General features: G+C 73.0%; 20 protein-coding genes. 7 read left to right on the forward strand and 13 right to left on the reverse strand.

Annotated elements, in window-relative coordinates; translation table 11 throughout:
* Positions 1-19: 19 nt before the first annotated feature.
* Entirely contained in the window at positions 20-916 is an 897-nt protein-coding gene (locus tag RE421_RS02275) for a PhzF family phenazine biosynthesis protein (RefSeq protein WP_309813642.1), read from the reverse strand.
* 57 nt (positions 917-973) lie between these two features.
* Here RE421_RS02275 and RE421_RS02280 point away from each other — a divergent pair, with 57 nt between their 5' ends.
* Positions 974-1,615: a maleylpyruvate isomerase family mycothiol-dependent enzyme gene (locus tag RE421_RS02280; protein ID WP_309813646.1), complete on the forward strand. Its 642-nt coding sequence runs from the start codon at positions 974-976 to the stop codon at positions 1,613-1,615.
* A gap of 105 nt (positions 1,616-1,720) precedes the next feature.
* Here RE421_RS02280 and RE421_RS02285 read toward each other — a convergent pair whose 3' ends face one another.
* Positions 1,721-2,371, reverse strand: a complete 651-nt coding sequence (locus tag RE421_RS02285; RefSeq protein WP_309813649.1) for an NAD(P)H-binding protein — start codon at positions 2,369-2,371, stop codon at positions 1,721-1,723.
* 277 nt (positions 2,372-2,648) lie between these two features.
* Here RE421_RS02285 and RE421_RS02290 point away from each other — a divergent pair, with 277 nt between their 5' ends.
* Together RE421_RS02290 and RE421_RS02295 are read left to right on the forward strand one after the other, a co-directional pair.
* Positions 2,649-3,404 carry a ZIP family zinc transporter gene (locus RE421_RS02290; protein WP_309813652.1) on the forward strand — a complete coding sequence of 252 codons (756 nt, stop codon included), beginning with the start codon at positions 2,649-2,651 and terminating at the stop codon, positions 3,402-3,404.
* Between the two features lie 95 nt (positions 3,405-3,499).
* A complete protein-coding gene (locus RE421_RS02295; RefSeq protein WP_309813654.1) occupies positions 3,500-3,862 on the forward strand; it encodes a YrhK family protein in 363 nt (120 codons plus the stop codon).
* Here the strand turns inward: RE421_RS02295 and RE421_RS02300 are convergent.
* On the reverse strand, positions 3,834-4,670 hold the full coding sequence (locus tag RE421_RS02300; protein ID WP_309813663.1) for a LysE family transporter: 837 nt from the start codon (positions 4,668-4,670) through the stop codon (positions 3,834-3,836). The two genes, RE421_RS02295 and RE421_RS02300, sit on opposite strands and share 29 nt — an antisense overlap.
* Before the next feature lie 70 nt (positions 4,671-4,740).
* Between RE421_RS02300 and RE421_RS02305 the strand changes: the two genes are divergently transcribed.
* Together RE421_RS02305 and RE421_RS02310 are read left to right on the forward strand one after the other, a co-directional pair.
* Entirely contained in the window at positions 4,741-5,655 is a 915-nt protein-coding gene (locus tag RE421_RS02305) for an ArgP/LysG family DNA-binding transcriptional regulator (protein WP_309813667.1), read from the forward strand.
* 65 nt (positions 5,656-5,720) lie between these two features.
* Entirely contained in the window at positions 5,721-6,677 is a 957-nt protein-coding gene (locus RE421_RS02310; RefSeq protein ID WP_309813670.1) for an aspartate dehydrogenase domain-containing protein, read from the forward strand.
* Positions 6,678-6,715: 38 nt separating this feature from the next.
* On the opposite strand, the gene RE421_RS02315 is transcribed toward RE421_RS02310, so the two are convergent.
* The gene (locus RE421_RS02315; RefSeq protein WP_309813673.1) at positions 6,716-7,285 is read right to left on the reverse strand and encodes a DUF2087 domain-containing protein; all 570 of its coding nucleotides are present in this window, start codon (positions 7,283-7,285) and stop codon (positions 6,716-6,718) included.
* A 166-nt stretch (positions 7,286-7,451) separates the two neighbouring features.
* Here RE421_RS02315 and RE421_RS02320 point away from each other — a divergent pair, with 166 nt between their 5' ends.
* Positions 7,452-10,409, forward strand: coding sequence for an FAD-binding and (Fe-S)-binding domain-containing protein (locus RE421_RS02320; protein ID WP_309813675.1), 2,958 nt, complete (start codon positions 7,452-7,454; stop codon positions 10,407-10,409).
* 38 nt (positions 10,410-10,447) lie between these two features.
* Here the strand turns inward: RE421_RS02320 and RE421_RS02325 are convergent, their stop codons facing one another.
* From RE421_RS02325 to RE421_RS02365, 9 genes are all read right to left on the reverse strand, one after another.
* Complete coding sequence (locus RE421_RS02325; RefSeq protein ID WP_396134558.1) at positions 10,448-11,581, reverse strand: LLM class flavin-dependent oxidoreductase; 1,134 nt, start codon at positions 11,579-11,581, stop codon at positions 10,448-10,450.
* A gap of 156 nt (positions 11,582-11,737) precedes the next feature.
* The gene (locus RE421_RS02330; RefSeq protein ID WP_309813678.1) at positions 11,738-12,898 is read right to left on the reverse strand and encodes an NAD(P)/FAD-dependent oxidoreductase; all 1,161 of its coding nucleotides are present in this window, start codon (positions 12,896-12,898) and stop codon (positions 11,738-11,740) included.
* A complete protein-coding gene (locus RE421_RS02335; protein WP_309813681.1) occupies positions 12,882-13,130 on the reverse strand; it encodes a helix-turn-helix transcriptional regulator in 249 nt (82 codons plus the stop codon). The genes RE421_RS02330 and RE421_RS02335 overlap by 17 nt, the downstream gene beginning before the upstream one ends.
* The gene (locus RE421_RS02340) at positions 13,130-13,639 is read right to left on the reverse strand and encodes a DUF2975 domain-containing protein (RefSeq protein ID WP_309813684.1); all 510 of its coding nucleotides are present in this window, start codon (positions 13,637-13,639) and stop codon (positions 13,130-13,132) included. The genes RE421_RS02335 and RE421_RS02340 overlap by 1 nt, the downstream gene beginning before the upstream one ends.
* Before the next feature lie 51 nt (positions 13,640-13,690).
* A complete protein-coding gene (locus tag RE421_RS02345; RefSeq protein WP_309813687.1) occupies positions 13,691-15,361 on the reverse strand; it encodes a HAMP domain-containing sensor histidine kinase in 1,671 nt (556 codons plus the stop codon).
* Entirely contained in the window at positions 15,361-16,125 is a 765-nt protein-coding gene (locus RE421_RS02350) for a response regulator transcription factor (RefSeq protein WP_309813691.1), read from the reverse strand. Before RE421_RS02350 ends, RE421_RS02345 begins: the two co-directional genes overlap by 1 nt.
* A gap of 88 nt (positions 16,126-16,213) precedes the next feature.
* Entirely contained in the window at positions 16,214-18,016 is a 1,803-nt protein-coding gene (locus RE421_RS02355) for a carbohydrate-binding domain-containing protein (RefSeq protein WP_309813693.1), read from the reverse strand.
* Complete coding sequence (locus RE421_RS02360; RefSeq protein WP_309813696.1) at positions 18,013-18,888, reverse strand: polyphosphate polymerase domain-containing protein; 876 nt, start codon at positions 18,886-18,888, stop codon at positions 18,013-18,015. Before RE421_RS02360 ends, RE421_RS02355 begins: the two co-directional genes overlap by 4 nt.
* On the reverse strand, positions 18,885-19,550 hold the full coding sequence (locus RE421_RS02365; protein ID WP_309813697.1) for a DUF4956 domain-containing protein: 666 nt from the start codon (positions 19,548-19,550) through the stop codon (positions 18,885-18,887). The genes RE421_RS02360 and RE421_RS02365 overlap by 4 nt, the downstream gene beginning before the upstream one ends.
* A 213-nt stretch (positions 19,551-19,763) precedes the next feature.
* On the opposite strand from RE421_RS02365, the gene RE421_RS02370 reads away from it, so the two are divergent.
* Entirely contained in the window at positions 19,764-21,323 is a 1,560-nt protein-coding gene (locus RE421_RS02370) for a trypsin-like peptidase domain-containing protein (RefSeq protein WP_309813702.1), read from the forward strand.
* Positions 21,324-21,401 lie beyond the last annotated feature (78 nt).

Below are 21,401 nucleotides of genomic sequence, written 5' to 3' on the forward strand. Positions count from 1 at the left end.
CCAGGGTCTACCGGCTGATCTACATCCGGACAGTGCCCTCGAGCACCGTGACGCAGTCCCCGCCCACCCAGATGGTCTCCGGGTCCGTGGCGTCCTGCTCCACGTGGACCCGCCCGGCGCGTGCGAGAACCGTGCCCTGTGCGGCCACGTACCGGGCCGGCAGCCGCCCCGCGCCGATGAGCCACTGGGCCAGGCCCGCGTTGAGGCTGCCGGTGACAGGGTCCTCCGGGATGCCCAGGCCGGGGACGAAGGCGCGGACCTCGACGTCGGCCGGGGCCTGTGCGGTCAGGTGCGGTCCCATGAGGCCGATCTTCAGTGCCGATCCGGCCTGCGGGGCGGCCCGGAGCACGGCGTCGGCATCGGTCAGCAGCAGGCCCATCCAGCCGGGGCCGTTGTCCACCCAGGCCGCGTCCACCAGGTCGTCCGGTTCCAGCCCGACCTCAGTCAGGGCACGGTGCACGTCGGCGGGGTCCACCGGACCTGAGCGCACCAGGGGCGGGGCGGCGAAGGCGAGCCGGCCGGCGTCGTGGGCCGGCCCATCCTCCTGCTCCCGGCGCAGCGTGATCAGCCCGGCGGCGCACTCCTGGACCACCCGCTCCTCCGTGGCCGGGCGGCCGCCGGCAGCCAGCCAGGCGTGCGCCGAGCCGAGGGTCGGGTGCCCGGCGAAGGGCAGCTCCCCACCGGGGGTGAAGATGCGCAGCCGGTAGTCGGCGGCGGGGTCCGTGGGGGTCAGCAGGAACGTGGTCTCGGAGAGGTTGGTCCACCGGGCGAAGGCCGCCATCTGTTCCTCGGTGAGCCCGTCTGCGCCGTGCACCACCGCCACGGGGTTGCCCGCCAGCGGCTGAGCGGAGAAGACGTTGACCTGGGAGAAGGGGTGGGTGACGGCAGCCCGTGCAGGGCCTTCGGGCAGGGTCATGGGCCGAGTGTAGCGGGGGCCATACTCCGGAGCGCACCGGTGGCCTAGGGTGGAAGGGTGAACCCTCTCTGGAACCTCATCCACGCCGAACGTGCCGCCCTCGCGGACGACCTGGCGAGTCTGGACGAGGAGCAGTGGCGGCAGCACACGCTGTCCACGGCCTGGACGGTGGAGCAGGCCGTGGCGCATCTGACGGCCGGGGCGTCGACCGGCTTCTGGGCCTGGATCCGCAGCATCGTGGGCGCCGGGTTCAACGCGGACCTCCACAACCAGCGGCGGCTCGAGGAGCGGCTGGGCGCCACGCCGGCGGAGACGTTGGAGCAGTTCCGCTCCACGATCGACTCCACCATCTCGCCGACGGGCACCCTGCAGGCCTGGCTGGGCGAGGTGGTCATCCACGGCGAGGACATCCGTGAGCCCCTCGGCCTGCACCGGGACTATCGGGAAGAGGTCCTGGTGACTCTGCTGGACTTCTTCGAGTCCTCGAACTTCACCGTTCCCTCCAAGGCCCGCGCCCGCGGGCTGACCCTCGTGGCCCGGGACGTGCGCCACTGGGTCGGGGCAGGCCCGGAGGTGGAGGGCAGTGCGAGGGACCTCATCATGGCCATGGCCGGGCGGCCGGTCCCCGCGGAGCGGTTCAGCGGGCCGGGTGCGCTCGACTTCGACGCCCGCGGCCACGAACCCTCCCAGCGCCGCTGACCCCTCTCGCAACTGGAGGTCGAAAGTGGCCCATTTACCGACGGGTAACCGCCGGAATCGGGCCGCTTTCGACCTCCAGTTGTCTGCTGTCCGGACGTCCTGGAGTCAGGCGTCCGAGACCGTGAACCGGGTGTTGCGGTACGTGGGCGTCTGCAGCTCGTCGAGGATGCCCACGGCCATGGTGCCGGCGGTGGTGTGGGATCCACCGTCCGCGGCGGTCAACAGGGCGTCCTGGCCCACCTGCGGCGTGGTGGCCTCGCCGGGGGTGAACATCATCTGCGGCGAGACCCCCACCCAGTCCGCCGAGTCCACGGTGCGCAGGTACTCCAGCTGCTCCAGGGCCGCCTCCGGGATGCTGATCCAGGCCTCGGAGCCGGGGGCCTTCCGGATGTCCTCGATCGCGAGCCGGCCGGTCTCCGGGTTGGTCAGGGAGCCGGCACCGAGGATGAACAGCAGCCGCGGGGACGCCTGATCCGAGGCCGGCGCCGCCTGCACCAGCTGGCGCGTCAGGTCGTTGTGGGTGTGGGCCCGGTCCGGCGAGGTGCCGAAGGCGTCCACCACCGCGTCGAATCCGGCCAGGTCCGCGTCGGTCAGGTCGAAGGCGTCCTTCTCCACGACGGCGGCCCCGGGCCCCAGCAGTTCCCTCGCCTTGGCGGCGTCGCGGACGATCGCCACGGCTTCCTCGCCGCGGCGCACGGCTTCGCGGTAGATCTCCTGTCCGGCCATGCCGGTGGCCCCGATGATGCCGATCCTCATGAATTGCTCCTCTCCTATTCGACGACGTGTCCATCCTCAGGGAGAACAGCGCGGGGGGCGCGGTCTATTCCCACCACGCGGAATGCGGCCGCGGAGCGCCGCGGAGCAGGGCCTCGGCTGCGGTGTGCAGGTCTGGCGCATCGAGCGGAGGGTCGACGGGCTGGGGGTCCATGAGGATAATCACGCGGAGGAAGCGCTCGCCGGGCCGGGAACTGGAGGCATGGATGGTTCAGCGGATCGAGGACTACGGGATCATCCGCCAGTTGCGGGTCGGCCGGTGACCGGGGCGCTGACCGCCGCCGGATGGGGATTGTTCGCCGGGGTCGCCCTGGTCATCGGCGCCGCGATCGCCTGGTTCATCCCGGTCCCGGCCAAGGTGGTGGGTTCGGTGATGGCGTTCGGCTCGGGCGTGCTGATCTCGGCGGTGGCCTTCGAGCTGTTCGACGAAGCCGCCCACACGGGAGGACTGGCGGCCACCGTGGTGGGCTTCGCCCTCGGGGCGATCGTGTACATGCTCGCCAACCGGATCCTGGACCACTTCGGGGCCAGACACCGCAAACGCTCCCAGCATCAGCAGCCCTCGCAGAGCCAGAAATCCGGCAGCGGGCTGGCCATTGCCCTCGGAGCCCTGCTCGACGGGATCCCGGAGTCCCTGGTGCTGGGCATCAGCCTGCTCGGCGGCGGCGGGGTCAGTGCCGCCGTCGTGACCGCCGTGTTCATCTCCAACCTGCCCGAGGGGCTCTCCAGTGCCGCCGGGATGAAGAAGGCCGGCCGCAGCGCCGGATACGTCTTCGGCGTGTGGGGGACCATCGCGATCGTCAGTGCCCTCGCCGCACCCACCGGCTATCTGCTCCTCGGCTCGGCACCGGCCGGGGTGGTCGCCGCCATCACCGCCGTCGCCGGCGGCGCGATCCTGACCATGATCGCCGACACCATGATCCCCGAGGCCTTCGAGATCACCCACGCCTGGACCGGACTGATCACCTCCGCCGGGTTCCTCCTGGCCGCCGCCATCAGCTGGCTCGGCGGCTGAGACCCGACGGACCACCGCGAGGGTGACCTCGAGGCGCCTGTAGCCTGCGAGGACCGAAACGTTGTGGCAACCAGCGATACCGGGAGGACTTCTCCATGCCATGGTTCGATCCCCGCCATCAAGAGACCACCGAGCGCACGGCCCGCGTCTATGCCGGCTTCGAGGTCCTGCACACCGCCGTCGACTTCCTGGCCGCCGGACTGTTCATCGCCGGCAGCATCCTGTTCTTCAGCGAGTCGACCAAGGCTGCGGGTACCTGGTGCTTCCTGGCCGGATCCCTGTGCTTCGCCCTGAAGCCGACCATCCGGCTCACCCGGGAGGTGCGGCTGGCCTCCCTTCGCCGTGTCGACCAGCTGGCAGCGAAGGCCCCCGAAGCGCCGAAAGACCTGGATCCGGACGGAGGCCGTCCGGAGGGCCCGGTCCCGCACCTCACCCGAAGGCGAGGCTCCCCGCGATGAACACCATCACCGTACCGACCACGAGGTCCACGATCTTCCACGTGCGCGGGGTGTCCAGCAGCGGGGCCAGGGCTCGGACGCCGAAGCCCAGGGTGAGGAACCAGACCGCCGAGCCGGTCAGGGCGCCGACGGCGAAGACCCACTTCTCGGCCCCGTAGGAGTTGGCCAGGGTGCCCAGCATGACCACCGTGTCCAGGATCGCGTGCGGGTTCAGCAGGGACACGGACAGGGCGGTCAGCACCACCGTCCACACGGAACTCAGCGCCCGCTGCGGACCGCCGGAGCGGTCCATCCGCACGGTCAGCCGTTGCCGCTCCGAGACCACGGACAGGGTCCCGGTCGCCGGCCCGCTGGGGGCACCCGCCCCGCGCCCGACGCCGGCCCCGGCACCCACCAGCGCGGGCTCGCCACCGGCGGCGCCGCCTTCCCCGCCCGCGTCGTCGGCGAGCGGGGCACCCGGCCGCGCGCCGCCGTCGTGCCCTGTCTCGTCCTCATCTCCCGCGTCCGCACCCACCGCCATGGACCGGCGGGTGGCGAACGCCGAGCGGAAGGAGCTGACCGCGAACCAGAGCAGGTAGGCCACGCCACCCCACGTGAGGACCTCCAGCAGCCACGGGGCGCGCTCGGTGATCACGCCGACGCCGGCCGTCCCGGCCGTGATCAGCACGATGTCTCCCACCAGGCAGACGGCGAGGGCCAGCAGGAGGCGATCGCGGCGGATGGCCTGGCGGATGATGAACAGGCTCTGGGCACCGATGGCCACGATGAGGGCGAGGCAGGTCAGCAGACCGGTCAGGAAAATCGTCACGCCGCTACGGTAGGTTGACCTGCGTCTTCCGTTCCACCTGCATATCCTTCAGGGTATTAAGCTTTGCTTCATGAATACCGAGCACCTGCGCGCCCTGGCCGCCGCCGTGGACGAGGGCACCTTCGACGCCGCCGCCGACGCCCTGCGGATCTCCGGCTCCGCCTTCTCCCAGCGCATCAAGGCCCTGGAGAAGGACGTCGGCCAGGTGCTGCTGACCCGCACCGTCCCGGTGGGCACGACGTCGGCCGGGGACCGGATGCTGCGGCTCGCCCGGCAGATGGCCGTGCTGGAGGACGAGGCGCGGCGCTCCCTGGGCCGCGGCACCGGCGGCCGCACCGTGCTGTCCGTGGCGGTCAACGCCGACTCGCTGGCCACCTGGTTCGTGGAGGTGCTGCGCCAGGCCGCCACCTGGGACGATGCCGTGCTGCAGCTGCACCTCGAGGACCAGGAGCACACGCACGAGCTGCTGCGCTCCGGCGCGGTGATCGCCGCCATCACGGAGAATCCCGCCCCGGTCTCCGGCTGCCTGTCCATGGAGCTGGGCACCATGGAGTACCACGCCGTGGCGGCCTCGTCCCTGCTGGACCGGCACCGGCGTCAGGACGGCACCGTGGACTTCGGGTCCGTCCCCGTGCAGGACTTCGGCACCCGGGACAACCTGCAGCGCAGCCGCCTCGCCGCCTGGCGGGACGGGTCTCGCGACGCCCGGCGGGGCGGCTCCGGAGCGGAGGCCGAACCCCCGCGCCACCAGGTGCCGACCGTGGGCGGGTTCAACGCCGCGGTGGCGGCGGGACTGGGCTGGGGGATGATCCCGGCCGGCCAGCTCCCGGACGGGGTCCTCGAGGGCACCCACCCGGACCTGGTCACCATCCCGGAGCTCGGCCGGTCCCGGGTGGACCTGCACTGGCAGCGCTGGTCCGCCGGGACCGAGGCCCTGGACCGGCTGACCGCCGCGGTGCAGCAGGCCGCCCGCACCATGCGCTGACCGGCGCCGACGTGCCGCGGCGCAACATGGCCGGCGCCGGGACGCCCGTGGTGTGGACTGAGGACATGACGCCCGCCACGCATCACTCCCCCGGCACACCCGCCCCGCCCGCCCGCGTGCTCCTGCTGGGCTTCGGCGCGATCGGCCGCCACGTGGCCACGCTGCTCGCCCCGGACCGCGAGGCCGGACTGCTGCGGATGTGCGCGGCCGAGCGGGACGTGTCCGCCCATCGCGAGCGTGCCGTGCCCGGGGTGGAGCTCTCCACGACCGGCACGGACACGGACTGCCCCACGTGGGATGAGGCGCTGGCCGCGACGGACCTCGTGGTGGAGTGTGCCGGCGTCGAGCCGGCCGGTGAGTACGGGCCGGGGGTGGTCGCCGCCGGGATCGACCTGGTCCTCACCAGCGTGGGGGCGCTGGCCGATCCGGGGACCGCGCGCCGGCTGCTCGCGGGGCCGGGCCGGCTCTGGGTGACCAACGGGGCCATCGGCGGCTTCGACGTCCTGGGTGCCGCGGCCGACTCCGGTGGACTGGACGCCGTCCGCATCCGCACGTCCAAGCTGCCTACCTCCCTGCTGCGACCGTGGATGACTGAGACCGAGAAGGCCGAGCTGCGCGCGCTGCGCCCCGGGGACGAGCCGGTGACCGTGTTCTCCGGCGGACCGGCCGAGGCCATCGAGAGGTTCCCGGCCAACGTCAACGTCGCGGTCGGGCTGGCCTGGGCCACGCGTGGCCGCACCCAGCCCGGCGGGGACGGAGCAGGCGACGGGGCCGGCGTCGGGCCTCAGGCCGGAGGCGCCGGGGAGGCCGAGCTCCTGCAGCGATCCCTGGACCGGGTGCGCGTGGAGCTCGTGGCCGATCCGGACGCCGGGCGCAGCCGCCACGCGATCCTCGCGACCGGGGACGCCGGCCGGTTCGAGCTGACCTTCGAGTCGGCGCCGAGCCCGGAGAACCCCAGGACCTCCGGGCTCACGGCCCTCTCGGTGACCCGGACCGTCCGGGAGGCCCTGAACCTGACTTGAACCTCCCCTGGCCCGCCTGACCCTGCCCCTGGATCCGGCTAGGAGATCCGGGAGTCCGCGGGGATCGCGTACTCGGTGCCCGCGGCCGTGCGCTCGAGCAGCGAGGCATCCACGAGGTAACGCCGCAGCATGGCCACGTCAGGGTGGAACACGTGCAGCCGCTGGTTCAGCTGGGACTCGGTCAGCACCTCGTCCACGGCCAGGGCGTGGTCACGCACCCACGTCAGCAGGTCGGCGCGTTCGGCGGGCGCGGCGGGCATCGCCTCGATGCGCGGCCCGTGACCGGCCACCAGGAACCTCCCGACGCCGGCCCGCGCCTTCCCGGTCCCGCTGGCGGCGAGTGCGGTGAGGGGCGCCCGCACGGCGGCCCCGTCCACGGTGACGGAGCCGTCCGGCTGTTCGGTCAGCACCCCCAGGGCCAGCCAGCCGGCCACGGACTTCTGTTCCTTGGCGTTCAGCCCTGACCGGGTGTCCGCATCCAGCTCCCCGAGGGTGGCCAGGGCGAAGACGGCGCGGGCGGCCTCGTTGCCGAGCGCGGCGAGGATGGGCTTCCAGTCGGGCGGGGTCACGGGTGCGGGGGTGGCCGGAGTGTTGGCTGGATCACTCATGGGACCAGTATGGCCTGCCCTGGGGTCCTTCTGACAGGCCCGCTCCTCCTTGTCCTGGCCCGCGCCCTTGTCCTGGCCCGCGCCGTCCGGCACAGTGCAGGGGAAGGGCGGCGCCAGAATCCCCTGCCGCCTCCGACACATCCTCGCCGATCCTGTGGAGGGACCCATGCACGTGGACACCGCCGTCCGGGACAGCCCGCGGGACGTGGCGCATCAGGCGGTGCGGGAGCTGGAGCGCGAGCTGCGCGGCGAGGTCCACACCTCCACACTCCGCCGCGCCCTGTACAGCTCGGACGCCTCGAACTACCGCGTCATCCCCGAGGTGGTGGTGTGCCCGCTGGACGAGGCCGAGGTGGTCGCGGCCGTGCGGATCGCGGCCCGGCACGGGCTGCCCGTGACCCCGCGGGGCGGGGGCACCTCGATCGCGGGCAACGCCGTCGGCCCGGGGCTGGTGCTGGATGTGGGGAAGCACCTGAACCGCATCGTCTCGATCGACGCCCCGGCGCGCTCCGCCGTCGTGCAACCGGGGGTGGTGCTGACGGACCTGCAGGCCGCCGCGGCACCACACGGCCTGCGGTTCGGCCCTGATCCGTCCTCGGCGAGCCGCTGCACCCTCGGCGGGATGATCGGCAACAACGCCTGCGGCCCGCACGGGCTGGCCTACGGGCGCACCGCGGACAACGTGCGCCGGCTGCGCTGGTTGCTGCCGGACGGGCGGATCCTGGACGTGGTCAAGGGGCAGGACACCGTGGACCGGGTGCCCGGGCTGGAGGCCTTCATCCAGCGGCATCTCGAGGTGCTGCGCACGGAGCTGGGGCGGTTCGACCGGCAGATCTCCGGCTACAGCCTCGAGCACCTGCTGCCGGAGAACGGGCGCGACCTGGCCGCGGCGCTGGTGGGGACCGAGGGGACGTGCGGGGTGCTGCTCGAGGCCGAGGTGGACCTGGTGCCCCGCGCCCCGGCCCCCGCGCTGGCGGTGATCGGCTACCCGGACATGCCCGCCGCCGCGGACGACGTCCCCTCGCTGCTGCCCCATCGGCCCCTGGCGTTGGAGGGCCTGTCCGGCGAGATGGTCGAGGTGGTGCGGCGCTCCCCCGGCGGTGACGACGTGCCGCAGTTGCCGGCCGGTGGCGGCTGGCTGATGGTGGAGGTCGGCGGCGCGGACACGGCCGAGGCGGTGGCCGCCGCGGAGGCCATGGTCCGCGCCGCCCACGGCCTGGAGGCGGTGGTGCTGCCCTCCGGTCCGGAGGCGGCCCGGCTGTGGCAGATCCGCGCGGACGGCTCCGGGCTCGCGGTGCGGACGGCCACGGGCGCCCACGCCTGGCCCGGCTGGGAGGACGCCGCCGTCCCCCCGGAACACCTCGGGTCCTACCTGCGGCACCTGAAGGAGCTCATGGACGACCGCGGGCTCTCCGGCCTGGCCTACGGGCACTTCGGCGACGGCTGCATCCACATGCGCATCGACTTCCCCTTCGCCTCCGGCTCCTCCGAGTTCCGGGATTTCATGGAGGCCGCGGCCCAGCTGGTGGCCCGCTACGGCGGGTCCCTGGCCGGTGAGCACGGGGACGGGCGGGCACGCAGCGAGCTGCTGCCGGTCATGTACTCGCCGGAGGCGCTGGCCGCGTTCGCCGAGTTCAAGGCGCTGCTGGATCCCGGCGGGCTGATGAACCCGGGGGTGCTGGTGGCCCCGGACCCGATCGACGCCGCCCTGCGCCGCCCCGCCTCCGCCGAGCAGCGGGCCTCGGACGGCTTCGCCTTCGCCGACGATGACGGCTCGGTCGCCGACGCCGTGCACCGTTGCGTGGGCATCGGCAAGTGCCGGGCGGACCTGCGCGAGCAGGGCACCTTCATGTGCCCGTCCTACCTGGCGACGGGGGATGACCGGGACTCGACGCGCGGGCGGGCCCGGGTGCTGCAGGAGATGCTCAACGGCGGGGTCGTCACGCTGGGGTGGGAATCCCCCGAGGTCCACGAGGCCCTGGACCTGTGCCTGTCCTGCAAGGCCTGCGCCAGCGACTGCCCCACCGGCGTGGACATGGCCACCTACAAGTCCGAGGCCCTGCACCGGACCTACCGGGGACGGGTGCGGCCGCTGGCCCACTACACCCTGGGGCGGCTGCCCTTCTGGCTGCGGCTCGCCGCACCCCTGGCCCCGCTGGTCAATGCCGCCGGCCGGGTGCCGGTGCTGCGCCGGGCGATGATGACGCTGATGGGGGCGGACTCCCGGCGGTCCCTGCCGCTGCTGCCGAGGGCGCCGTTCCGCTGGTCGTCGGCGGCGCGGGCGGACCTGGAGCACGACGACGGCCGGGCGCCGTCCGCTGCGGGGCACCTATCGGAGGACGAGGCAGGACACCCGAGGGCCGACGTCGTGCCCCGGGCCGGTCGCCCGGTGGTGCTGTGGGTGGACTCCTTCTCGGACGCCCTCTCCCCCGAGATCCCGGCCGATGCCCTGACGGTGCTGGACGCGGCCGGATGCGAGGTGCAGGTGGTCGGGCAGTCGACCGGCGAGCAGGCCTGTTGCGGGCTCACCCTGATCTCGACCGGACAGCTCACGGCGGCCAAGGAGAAGCTGCGCCGCACCGTGGAGATCCTGCTGCCGCACGTGCGGGCGGGCCGAACCGTCGTCGGGCTGGAGCCCAGCTGCACCGCCACGCTGCGCTCGGACCTGGTGGAGCTGCTGCCCGAGCACCCCGGGGCGCGAGAGGTGGCGTCGGCCGTGCGGACGGTGGCCGAGCTGCTGACGGAACTCGACTGGACGCCGCCGCGGGTCGCGGATGCCGACCGGCGGATGCTGGTCCAGCCGCACTGCCACCACCACGCGGTCATGGGCTATTCCGCCGACGAGGCCATTCTGGACGCCATGGGCTGCGACGTGGAGACCTCCAACGGCTGCTGTGGCCTGGCCGGGAACTTCGGCATGGAGCAGGGGCACTACGAGGTCTCCGAGACCATCGCCCGCCAGGGCATCCTGGCCAAGGCGGAGGCGGCTCCGGAGCGGGCCCTGCTGGCCGACGGCTTCTCCTGCCGCACGCAGGTGAAGGACCTGGCGGGCCTGGACGGCCGCCATCTGGTCCAGGTGATCGCCGCGGCGCTGAGGCGCGATCGCTTTGAGGGCAGAGATTGACGGTACGACGCGTACCGTCAATCTCTGCCCTCAATACGTCAGGAGCCCGCGAGCATGTCCAGCACGAGGGGCTTGACCTTGGAGCCGTAGAGCTCGATCGAGTCCAACATGAACTCGTGCGGCAGGGAGCCGTTGCCGTACTTCATGCCGAAGCGTCCGGCGTCGAGGGCCCGCACACTGGCGGCCACCTTGCGGGCCACCGTCTCGGGCGAGCCCAGGTGCAGGGCGCCATGGGCGATCTCCTGCCGGAACTGCGCGGGCGAGGGGGCGGGCCAGCCGCGTTCGGCGCCGATCTTGCGCATGGAGGCCTCCCAGTGTGGGTAGTACCGCTCGGCGGCTTCCTCATCCGTGGCGGCCACGAAGCCGTGGGAGTGCAGGGCCACGCGGCGTGGCTCGAAGCCGCGGGAGGCGATCTCCCGGCGGTAGAGCTCGGCGAAGGGCCGGAACCGCTCGGGGGCCCCGCCGATGATCGCCAACTCGAGCCCCATGCCATAGGTGGCCGCCCGCACCACCGAGGTCGGGGTGCCCCCGACGGCCACCCAGGTGGGCAGGCCGAACTCGTGGGCCGTCGTCGGGAAGACGGACTGGCGCTGCAGCGCGGAACGGGTGTTGCCCTGCCAGGTGACGGGCCGCTCGGTGCGCAGGTGGGAGAAGAGGTCCAGCTTCTCCTCGTAGAGCGTCTCGTAGTCCTGCAGGTCGTAACCGAACAGCGGGAAGGACTCGATGAAGGAGCCGCGGCCCAGGGAGACCTCAGCTCGGCCGTTGGAGACGGCGTCCAGGGTGGCGAAGCGCTGGTAGACGCGCACCGGGTCGTCGGAGGAGAGGACCGTGACGGCGGAGATCAGCTTGATGTGCTCGGTCTGGCCGGCGATGGCGGAGAGCACCATCTCGGGCGAGGAAACGGTGTAATCGGGGCGGTGGTGCTCGCCGATGCCGATGACGTCCACGCCGGACTGGTCCGCCAGGACGCCTTCAGCCACCACGTTGCGCAGGACTTCGGGGTGGCTCAGGGGCTGCCCGTCGGCGCTGTGCGTCACGTCCCCGAACGTATGCAGGCCGAACTCGAGCGTACCGGCGGGCACGGAGTCAGCGCGTTCGGTGGACGGGTTGGGGTGCGGGGCCGCGAGCGCGGCGGGGCTCTGGGCAACGGGGTTCTCGGTCACCTCAGGCACAACGCCCGGGCCAGGCCACTTCATTCCTTGAACTTTGAACGTTCCGCCCGGTGGCCAGCCTCCCAGGCAGGCGGGCCGGCATCCAGTCGGGAGTTGCCGTGGGGTTCCCGGACGGGATCGCCACCTCAACTCCCGACCCGATCGGCCGGGCAGGGGTCACGGCAGGGGGAATGAGCCGTCACTGAAGAGGATCCGGCGGGCCAGGGCACGGCCCGGCGGGGTCCGGAGCGCGACGAGGGCGGCCGAGGCCATCTCGGGCGTGCGCACCGCATCCAGGCCGCGGCGCAACAGCAGCCGCTTGCGGAACCGCGCCCGCAGGGCCTGGCCGTCGTAGCGCTCCAGGGCATCCGCCCGGCCGGTGCGGAGGGCCTCGTCCAGGACCTCGGCGGCGTGGCCGGACAGGCGCAGGCACGGGTCCAGTCCGCCGGCGGTCAACGGGGAGACCGCCCCGGCGGCATCACCCACCAGCAGCCCCTCCGGCGCAGCGATCCGGGGCAGCACGCCGCCCACGGGGATCGGACCGGCGCGCTTCTCCACCGACGCCGGACGCGGCACACCCTCCAGCCCCGGGGCCCGCGCGCCGAAGTCCCGCAAGGCGCTGTACAGGCCGCGGGGGAAGCGCGTGGCATGGCCGGCGGTGCCGACGTGCACGTGCTCGCCGTCCCGCAGTACCCAGGCCAGGTAGCCGGGAGCCACCCGGGGGTCCACCACGCAGTGGAAGGTGGGCTCCACGCCCGGATCCGGATCGGGGACCACCTCCTCGGCACCCATCAGCAGCCGGGTGTTGCGGCTCAGCCCGAGCTCGCGGGCGACCCGGGACCGGGCGCCGTCCGCCCCGACCACGAAGCGGGCGCGGATCCGCACCTCCCCACCCGGCCCCTCGAGGTGGAACACGCCGCCCCGGCGCCCGCGGAAGCGCGTGGCCAGCCTCAGGTCGACGCCGGCCCCCTCGGCCTCGCGCGCCGCGTCCACGTAGAGCGGACCCATGTCACCGACCCGGTACTCATCACGGCTGCTGACCAGCTCGACGGGACCAGTCAGCCCTGGCGGATAAAGCATCATGCGGCGGATCGGCGGACCCAGGTGCTCCTCGGGCAGGTCGAAGTCCTCCAGGGTGCGCCGGACGAAGATGCCGGTGGTGCGCACGGTCCCGGTCAGGGTGGGCCGCCGCTCCGCGAGGACCACCCGGTGACGGGCCCGGGCCAGCAGGGTGGCGGCGTGCAGCCCGGCCAGTCCCGCCCCGACCACGAGGACGTCCACTCGTTCGGCGCGCTCGTCAGGTTGCACGTGCACCGCGGGCTCACTCGGTGCCGTCATCCGCGCCGTCCTCCCTGCGACCGTCGACGCCACCGTCCCAGCGCAGCAGGTCTCCCGGCTGGCATTCCAGAACCCGGCAGAGCGCGGCCAGCGTGGAGAACCGCACGGCCTTGGCCCGCCCGTTCTTCAGCACGGCGAGGTTGGCGGGGGTGATGCCGACGGCCTCGGCCAGCTCCCCGGCGGACATCTTGCGCCGGGCCATCATGACGTCCACGTCCACGACGATCGGCATCAGATCACCTCCGAGAGCTCGTCCTCGAGCCGCCGGGCCTGGGCGTCCCGGTCCACGGCCTGGGCCAGCAGCCGCCGGGCGACGTTGACCGTCAGCGCGGCAGCGAAGGCCAGCAACGCCACCCCGCCGACCAGCAGGACGAGCCCAGGGGCGGTGGTGCCGCCGCTCAGGATGACCCCGAAGGCCACCAGGAGCACGCCACCGCAGGCCATCGCGCCGGTGATCACGTCCACGGAGCGGAAGGCCTCGCGGGAGAAGATCCGCCCCCGCAGCACGAGGGTCAGCAGCCGCCAGATGCACACGCCGATCACCTGCAGGCTCACCACCCCAAGGGCCAGGACCACGATCAGGGACACGGCGACGCCCCGCGAGGCTGACTCGAGGTCGATCCACAGCAGCGGCAGGATCACCGCCAGTACCACCAGCGAGCCGGTGGCGGCGAGCACCAGCATGGTCCGCAGGACGACCACGAGGGATCGCGGCACAGGCGTGGGAACGGGAGCGGGCATGACGGTCCTCCATCGATTGTCTTTCGATGGCAAACTATCGTTAAACGATAACTACGGCAAGGTGCGCGGCAACTCCACGGCGAACACCGTCCGTCCCGGCGCGGACTCCACCCGCACGTCACCACCGTGGGCCCGCGCCACCGACCGCACGATCGCCAGCCCCAGGCCCGTGGATCCCTCGGCCACGACGTCCGTGCCGGTACGGGCCGCGTCCCCCCGCACGAAGCGGTCGAAGAGGGTCGGCAGCAGCTCCACGCCGATCCCCGGCCCGTCGTCCTCGACCTCCAACCGCGCGGGCCCGGCACCAGCAGGTCCGGCCCCGCTCACCGCGTCGAGCCGCACGGCCACGGTGGTTCCGGCGGGCGTGTGCTTGCGCGCATTGGAGAGCAGGTTGGCCACCAGCTGGGCCAGCTGCTGTCGGTCACCGGCCACGGTCACCTCACCCTCTGGCACGTCCACGGTCCAGGTGTGGTCCCGGCCGGCGGCGGTGGCGTCCATGACGGCGTCCACCACGATCTCGCCCAGGTCCACGGCCGGCCGGTCCCCCGCACCACTGGCGCCGGTGCCGCTGGCGCCGGTGCCCCCTGCGGCCTCCGCCGCATCCAGTCGCGCCAGCAGCAGCAGGTCCTCCACGAGCGAGCCCATCCGGTCGGCCTGGACGAGCACCCGGTCCACGGAGTCCCGCCCGGACTGGCTAAGGGGCTCGGTCATCCGCACCATCTCGGTGTAGCCGCGCACGGCGGCCAGGGGGGTGCGCAGTTCGTGGGAGGCATCCGCCACGAAGGTCCGCAGCTTCCGCTCGGAACGGTTGCGCTGCTCGAAGGCGCCGTCCACCGAGTCCACCAGCCGGTTCAGCGCGTGTCCCACCTCGCCGACCTCATCACCCGGCTGCGCGAGGCCGCCCCGCACCCGGTAGCGCGCCAGCGAGACCTCGCCGGAGCCCATGGGCACCTCCGCCACGCGGGCCGCCGCTCGGGAGACCTCCGCGAGCGGACGCAGGGAGCGCCGGATCCACCACCAACCGGCGACGCCGGCCACCACCAGCGCCGTCAGCGAACCGATGACCTGGACCCAGGCCAAGACGGCCTTGGTGCCGTCCACCTCCGCCGTCGGCAGGCCGGCCACCGCCACGGCCGGGGAGACCTCTCCGTCCCCGGACACCGCGTCCACCACCGCGGCCCGCACGAGGTAACTGCCGGAGTCCAGCTGCACCCTCTGCACGGCCGATCCGTCCGAGCCGCCGGTCTCCCCCGCGTCCTCGGCCGCGCCCACCACGGAGGCCAACGCCTGCACGTCGGCCGCGGACAACTCCACGGCCTGCCCGTCCACGTCCAGCCGGGAGGCCTCCACCACGGTGTCCCCCACCTGCACCAGGGCCAGCATCCCTGCCGGCTGACCGGGGGCCTCCAGGGGGCTTCGGTCGAAGCCGCCATCCTCGGAAGGAGCGTCCGGTGACGTCCCGCCCCCGGGGGCGGCGCCGTCGGGAAATCCACCGTCCGGGCCTCCCGGGCCGCGCAGGAACGTCAGGGACCGCTCCCAGGCCTGCTCCACCTGGTGCTCCAGCTGGGCGTCCACCGCACGGCCGCTGAGCACGAGCGACGTCGCCGTGAGGGCGGTCAGTACCACGGCCAGCAGGACCACCACACCCAGGGCGGTGCGCAGGGCCAGGGAGGGCCGTCGTCGGGCCCGGGGTGGGGCCTGGACGGGGGCTCGGACAGCCATCAGGCGGGACGGATGACGTAGCCGGCACCGCGGACGGTGTGGATCATGGGGACGCGGCCGGCGTCGATCCGCTTGCGCAGGTAGGAGATGTACAGCTCCACGATGTTGGCCTGTCCGCCGAAGTCGTAGTCCCACACGTTCTCGAGGATCTGCGCCTTGGACAGCACCGCGCGCGGGTTCTCCATGAGGTACTGGAGCAGGTTGAACTGGGTGGTGGTCAGCTCGATCGCCTCGCCGCCGCGGGAGACCTCGCGGGTGCGGACGTTCAGGCTCAGGTCCCCCACCACGAGCTGGTCCGCGTCCTGGGCCATCACGCCGGTGCGCTGCACGAGCCGGTGCAGACGGATCAGGACCTCCTCGAGCGAGAACGGCTTGGTGACGTAGTCATCGCCGCCGGCGGCCAGGCCGCGGATGCGGTCGTCCACGGAGTCCTTGGCCGTGAGCATCAGCGCGGGCACCTCCGGGCGGAAGGCGCGGATCTTGGCCAGCACCTCGAGTCCGTCCAGCTCCGGCAGCATCCAGTCCAGCACCAGCACGTCCGGAACGAGCTCCCGGGCGGTCTCGACAGCGGCCCGCCCCGCATGAGCCACCCGCACCTCCCAGCCACACAGGGACAGCCCCATGGAGACCAGGTCGGCCAGCATCGGCTCGTCATCCACCACGAGGGCGCGCACCGGGGAGCCGTCCGGGTGGGAGAGCTGCGGCAGCACGTCGCGCAGGGCGGACAGGGACGTGGCCGGGGAGGTGGCGGGGTTCGGGTTCATAGGGGACATGGTTCCAGTACAGGGCACCATCCTGTCGCAGCACCGTGCCGAACCTGTGCTGGACCTGTGCAGGCTGTGCCGCCCGCGATCACCACGCCGGCGCGCCGTCGAGGCCGCCGGCGGGCGGGCCTCCCATGCCACCGCCCATCCCGCCCATACCGCCGCCCATCCCGGCCGAGTACTCCCCCGCCGTCACGGTCGCCAGCTCGGTGGCGCCGTCGGTGGTCGCCGAGCCGTCCAGGCTCTCCCCGGCGGCCACCCCGGCCCCCGCCCCGGAACCCGCGGTGCTGTACACCGTGTACTCGGCGTCGTCCTGGATCCCGGCGGCCGAGAGGACCAGGTTCTCGGCGGACTTCACCGTGGTGAAGGTCGCCACCACGGCGCCCCCGGCATCCGCCACCACCAGCGTGGTCCCGGCCTCGACCGCCTCGGGCAGGGTGACCTGCAACCCGCCCTGGGTGGAGGCCTCGCCCAGGCCCTGGGCCATGCCGGCGCTGCCCGCGGCCGCCAGCGTGCCTCCGGTCACCGTGAAGTCACCGGCCACGTCGATCGAGCCGTTGCCGTTGCCTTCCGGGCCGTTGACCACCACCGTGCCGCCGGAGACCTCCGCGCTGCCGTTCGAGTCCAGGCCGTCGCCCTCGGCGGTGATCGTCAGGGCGCCGCCGGTGACGGTGATGCTCTGCCCGCCGGCCGCCTCCAGGCCCCCGCCCGGGAAGCCGCCCGCGGCCGCATCCCCCGCGGAGTCCTTGGTCGTCGCGCCGGAGTCCTCTGCGGAGGCGTCCGCCGAGGCGTCAGCCGTGGAGTCCTCCGTTGAGCTGTCCGCCGTGGCCAGCTCCCCGGAGGCGTTGAGGCCGTCGTCCGAGGAGGTCACGTCGATCGCGCCGCCGGAGACCACGATCGCGTAGGCCTCCAGGCCTTCGGTCGACTCGGTCACGGTGACTTCGCCGTCCCGGACGGTCAGGGTGGACTCGGCCTTGACGCCGTCGTCACCCGCGGAGACTTGGAGGCTGCCGCCGTAGAGGGTCAGCCAGCCGCGGTCGGACTCCTCGGCGTTGGAGGACTTCACCCCGTCCTGCGCGGCCGTGACGGCCACGGTGCCGGAGATCAGGGCCACGTAGTCCTTCCCCACGATCCCGTCGTCGGCCGCCTGGACCGTGACGCTCGCCCCGTCGATGACCAGGCCGTCGTTGCCGTGGATCGCGTCGAGGTGGTTGCCCTCCACGGCCAGGGACCCGGATCCGGCGATCGTCAGGTCCGCGCGCGAGTACAGGGCCGCATCCGCGGCGTCCTCCGAGGCGTCCTCGTAGGTCTCGGCATCGGTCAGGGAGTTCGCGCTGCCCTCGGCCAGCAGGAGGGTCACCTCGTCGGCGGAGTCGACGCGAAGCGCCGAGCCCGTGGAGGAGGTGATGGCCGCACCGTCGAGGATGACCTGCACGGCGTCCTCCGCGCCGGAGGCCACCACCACGGTGCCCTGGAAGTCGCCGGAGAGGCGGTAGGTTCCGGAGCCGGAGATCGTCAGGACCGCTTCCCCGCCGGCGGCGACGGACACGGTGTCCGCATCGACGCCGGTCGCAGTCGCCCCGGTGCCCTCCAGGGACACCTCGGTGACCTCGTCCTCTGTATAGCTCGTGTCGTCTGCGTCGTAGTGTGTCGCCTCGGCGATCTCCTCGGTGACTCCCGCGCTCGTCCAGCCCGCGGTCCCGGCGCTGTCGGCACCACCGGAGGCGACGCCGTCGGATGTCCCGGAGGAGGCCGAGGTGCCGGTGGCCGCGCAGCCGGCGAGCACCAGGGTCGCACTCAGTGTGAGCGCGGTGGCCCGGAGCACTGCGGGGCGCCGTCGGCGGGGGTGCCGGGTGGCAGGGGGTCGGTTGGTCGGGAGCTGGGTGGTCATGGTCGCAGTCCTTTGCGGTCGGGGTCGGTGTGGTGTGCGTCAGCGGTGAGGGGGTCGTTCGGCGCGCTGGGCGCCACCGGGAGGTCCCGGTGCAGCGTGCGGTGCCAGCGGTGGTGCGGCAGGTCCGGGTGCAGCAGGGCCTGGCCGGCGCAGTACTTGGAGACGGCCACGGGTCGGATCCCCCGGCGCCAGAGCCAGCGGTCCGCGGCGGTCGGGTGGCCGGCGGACTTGGTCTCCACGACGAGCCGCCGGGACAGCTGGAGCGGCCCCTGGGCGTCCATCGGGTCGTCCGTCGGGTGTTCCGCGGGTGCAGGCGTCCACAGCAGGTCGCGGTCCAGGGTCAGCCGGGTCCCCAGGCCGGGCAGCAGCAGGGTGGTGCGCCGGTAGAAGGTGTGCAGGACCGGGCGCAGCGGGCCGCTGATCCTCCGCCCGAGCCGCTCGGCCACGAAGCTGAGCCCGTCCCCGGCCAGCGTCCCGTCCTCGAGGTTCCAGGGGATGCGGTGCTTGACGGTCTGCCCGGAGGCGGACTTGGTCTTGACCTCGAGGAAGCAGTCACCGGTGTCCAGGTATCGGCGGGTGCGCACCTTGAAGCGGTGCCGGTGCCGGCGCGCGGCCATCAGGTACGCCTCCAGCGCGGGGGTGTCGTAGTAGGTCGAGCCGTAGGGGCTCGCGGTGGTGCCGGCCACCTCGAGGGCCATGGCCTGCCCGACGCCGGCCCGGCCCGTCCCGGCCCACAGCACCAAATCTGTGGCCACCGGGGCGGGGACGATGTACTTGCGGTCGTGCCGCACCTGCAGCGCCGCCTGCCGGTTCATGGACTCCAGGTCGAGGGTGGGCAGGGTCGCCACGGCGGCGGTGAACGGATCGGTCATCGTGTGGCCGCCGTGACCGGGGCGGGGGAGATCTCGGCCGGGGCCGGGACGGGGCGGACCGCCGGCGCCACGGGGCCGGCGTCGGGCCTCCGGTTCGTGGGCCGCTGCCCGGCACGCGGGACCCGGTAGGTGACGTCCACGACCGTGAGGTCCCGGATCTGGTCCGTCTCCACCACGGTCATCCGCTGGGGCTCGGCTCCCAGCAGGTCCCGGAGGTGGTCCGTGAGCTCCTGCTCCCCGGTGATGGCGCGGTCCACGACGATCCGCTGGCGCCGGGCGCCGCCCATGAAGCGGGGATGGTCAACGACCGCCAGCACGAGCACGGGCAGGGCCATCAGTGCGGCGGCCAGCCAGGCCGGCTGCACGCCCAGCCCGGCGATCAGGCCGAGGGCCAGGGACGAGAAGAAGTAGGCGACGTCGTGCTGCTCCAGCTCGGTGGAGCGCAGCCGGATGATGGACAGCACCCCGAACAGGCCGAGGCCGACCCCGAGTGAGGCGGTGGGGGAGACCCCGGCCAGGGCGGCAGCCACCGCGAGGACCCCCACGTTGGCGCCCAGGAAGGACACCACGAGGTCCTTGCGTCCGTGGCGACTGCGGTAGAGGCCGAGGACCAGCACGCCGATGGCCACCAGGTCTGCTGCGATATAGAGGAGGGACGGCATCGCGCTCCCTTTCCGTTCAGGGGTTGTTGTTGTGCTGTTCACCCTGGGTGCCGACCCTGTGCCGTGGCTGTGCCAGCCGCTGGTCCGCCCTGTGCGTTCACCCCGGGTGTTCGACCTGCACAGCGCCGTCACAGGAACGGCACACGTGACGCAGAGGCTGCGGTGGTGGTGTGTTGACGAATCAAGAACCGTCCTACCCCCCAGGAGCACGCCATGACCGGCACCGACCCGAACGCCCCCGAACCCTTCGCCCGGACCACGGGCGCAGACCCCACGGGCACAGCCCACCCGGACACCGCCCCGCTGACCGTGCTGACGGCCGATGCCGCCGCGGACACCACCCACCGGGGTGCCCGGGAGAAACCCCGCCGCATCCGCTGGTCCGTGGCCGCGATGGCCGTCGCCGGGCTGATGGTGGCCGGCGGCATCGGCGGTGTGGTGGCCGATTCCGTCAGCACCGGCACATTCCCGTCCGCCGCCTCCTCGCCGGCCAGCGGCGACGGCTCCTCGGAGGGAGGGTCCGCGGCGGACGGGTTCTCAGCACAGACCGTCGCGGATCCCGCCACGTTGGCCGAGACCCTGGACCGCGTCCACGAGGGCATCACGGTGCCCGATCGGGACAGCGCCTCCGGCGACTCGGGCGCTGGACAGGGCAGCGGCCTGGACAGCAGCCTCGGCGGGGGGCGCCCTGAGAGCCCGGACGGGTACTCCTTCGGCGGTCCCGACGCCTCCTTCGGTGGCACCCAGGGTGCCGCGGGCACCCAGGTGGACGCCGGCGTCGAGGTCCAGGACGCCCCGGGCGTGCTCCTGGTCGAGACCGAGACCTCGTACGGCGAAGGGGCGGGGACCGGGATGGTGCTGAGCGCGGACGGACTCGCCCTGACGAACTACCACGTGGTGGACGGCTCCTCCGAGGTGGAGGTGACCGTGGCGGACACGGGTGAGACCTACACCGCCAGCGTGGTGGGCCGGGACGCCACCCATGACGTGGCGGTGCTGCAGTTGCAGGACGCCTCAGGCCTGGACACCATCAGCGTCGACTCCTCCGGCGTGGGCGCCGGCGAGGGCGTGGCCGCCGTGGGCAACGGCTCCGGCCAGGGCTACCTGACCGCCGTCTCCGGCACGGTGACCGGCGTGGACCAGTCGATCTCCGCGGAGAGCCTGGGGGACACCGAGGACCTCACGGGGCTGATCGAGACGGACGCGGATGTGGTCCCCGGATACTCGGGCGGGCCCCTGGTGGATGAGGACGGCCAGGTCGTCGGGATGAGCACGGCTGCCTCCACCGGTGAGACCTCCGAGCAGGTCAACGGCTTCGCCATCGGAATCACCGAGGCCCTTGGCATCGCGGACCAGATCGTGGCCGGCACCGAGTCGGACAGCGTGCAGGTCGGCGCCTCCGGGGCACTCGGCGTCACCGTGACGGATGCCGCCGCGGCGGCCCAGCAGGAGTACGCCGACCCCCGGGGTTCGCAGCAGGGCGGCACGGACCCGTACGCCGCCCGGGAGGACAGCGGGTCCAGCGGGTCCAACGGCACTGCCTCCGGCGCGCTCGTGGTGGAAGTCTCCCCGGGGTCCGCGGCCGAGTCGGCGGGCCTGGTGGCCGGTGACACCGTGACGGCCCTGGACGGCACCGAGGTCGCCGATTCCTCCGAGCTCTCCGACCAGGTCAGCTCGCTGGACCCGGGCGACTCCGTGAGCCTGGTCTGGACGGACGCCGAAGGCGCCGAGCACACCGCCACCGTTGACCTGGGCGAGAGCACCGTCAACTGAGCCCAACACTCCCACGTTGAGTCTGGAGGGATTCACCGGAAACCCGACCCCGGGCGTGAATCTCTCCAGACACAACGC

This window comes from Citricoccus sp. I39-566 (genome assembly GCF_031432995.1).
GTDB classification, from domain to species: Bacteria; Actinomycetota; Actinomycetes; order Actinomycetales; family Micrococcaceae; genus Citricoccus; species Citricoccus nitrophenolicus_A.

What these genes read in the sequence shown, in the direction of transcription:
- RE421_RS02315 (WP_309813673.1), bottom strand. Translation starts at nt 7,285, where the DNA reads ATGAGTGATCCAGCCAACACTCCGGCCACCCCCGCACCCGTGACCCCG.
- RE421_RS02365 (WP_309813697.1), bottom strand. Translation starts at nt 19,550, where the DNA reads ATGCCGTCCCTCCTCTATATCGCAGCAGACCTGGTGGCCATCGGCGTG.
- RE421_RS02345 (WP_309813687.1), bottom strand. Translation starts at nt 15,361, where the DNA reads ATGGCTGTCCGAGCCCCCGTCCAGGCCCCACCCCGGGCCCGACGACGG.
- RE421_RS02350 (WP_309813691.1), bottom strand. Translation starts at nt 16,125, where the DNA reads ATGAACCCGAACCCCGCCACCTCCCCGGCCACGTCCCTGTCCGCCCTG.
- RE421_RS02305 (WP_309813667.1), top strand. Translation starts at nt 4,741, where the DNA reads ATGAATACCGAGCACCTGCGCGCCCTGGCCGCCGCCGTGGACGAGGGC.
- RE421_RS02275 (WP_309813642.1), bottom strand. Translation starts at nt 916, where the DNA reads ATGACCCTGCCCGAAGGCCCTGCACGGGCTGCCGTCACCCACCCCTTC.
- RE421_RS02295 (WP_309813654.1), top strand. Translation starts at nt 3,500, where the DNA reads ATGCCATGGTTCGATCCCCGCCATCAAGAGACCACCGAGCGCACGGCC.
- RE421_RS02330 (WP_309813678.1), bottom strand. Translation starts at nt 12,898, where the DNA reads ATGACGGCACCGAGTGAGCCCGCGGTGCACGTGCAACCTGACGAGCGC.
- RE421_RS02355 (WP_309813693.1), bottom strand. Translation starts at nt 18,016, where the DNA reads ATGACCACCCAGCTCCCGACCAACCGACCCCCTGCCACCCGGCACCCC.
- RE421_RS02320 (WP_309813675.1), top strand. Translation starts at nt 7,452, where the DNA reads ATGCACGTGGACACCGCCGTCCGGGACAGCCCGCGGGACGTGGCGCAT.
- RE421_RS02360 (WP_309813696.1), bottom strand. Translation starts at nt 18,888, where the DNA reads ATGACCGATCCGTTCACCGCCGCCGTGGCGACCCTGCCCACCCTCGAC.
- RE421_RS02335 (WP_309813681.1), bottom strand. Translation starts at nt 13,130, where the DNA reads ATGCCGATCGTCGTGGACGTGGACGTCATGATGGCCCGGCGCAAGATG.
- RE421_RS02285 (WP_309813649.1), bottom strand. Translation starts at nt 2,371, where the DNA reads ATGAGGATCGGCATCATCGGGGCCACCGGCATGGCCGGACAGGAGATC.
- RE421_RS02310 (WP_309813670.1), top strand. Translation starts at nt 5,721, where the DNA reads ATGACGCCCGCCACGCATCACTCCCCCGGCACACCCGCCCCGCCCGCC.
- RE421_RS02370 (WP_309813702.1), top strand. Translation starts at nt 19,764, where the DNA reads ATGACCGGCACCGACCCGAACGCCCCCGAACCCTTCGCCCGGACCACG.
- RE421_RS02340 (WP_309813684.1), bottom strand. Translation starts at nt 13,639, where the DNA reads ATGCCCGCTCCCGTTCCCACGCCTGTGCCGCGATCCCTCGTGGTCGTC.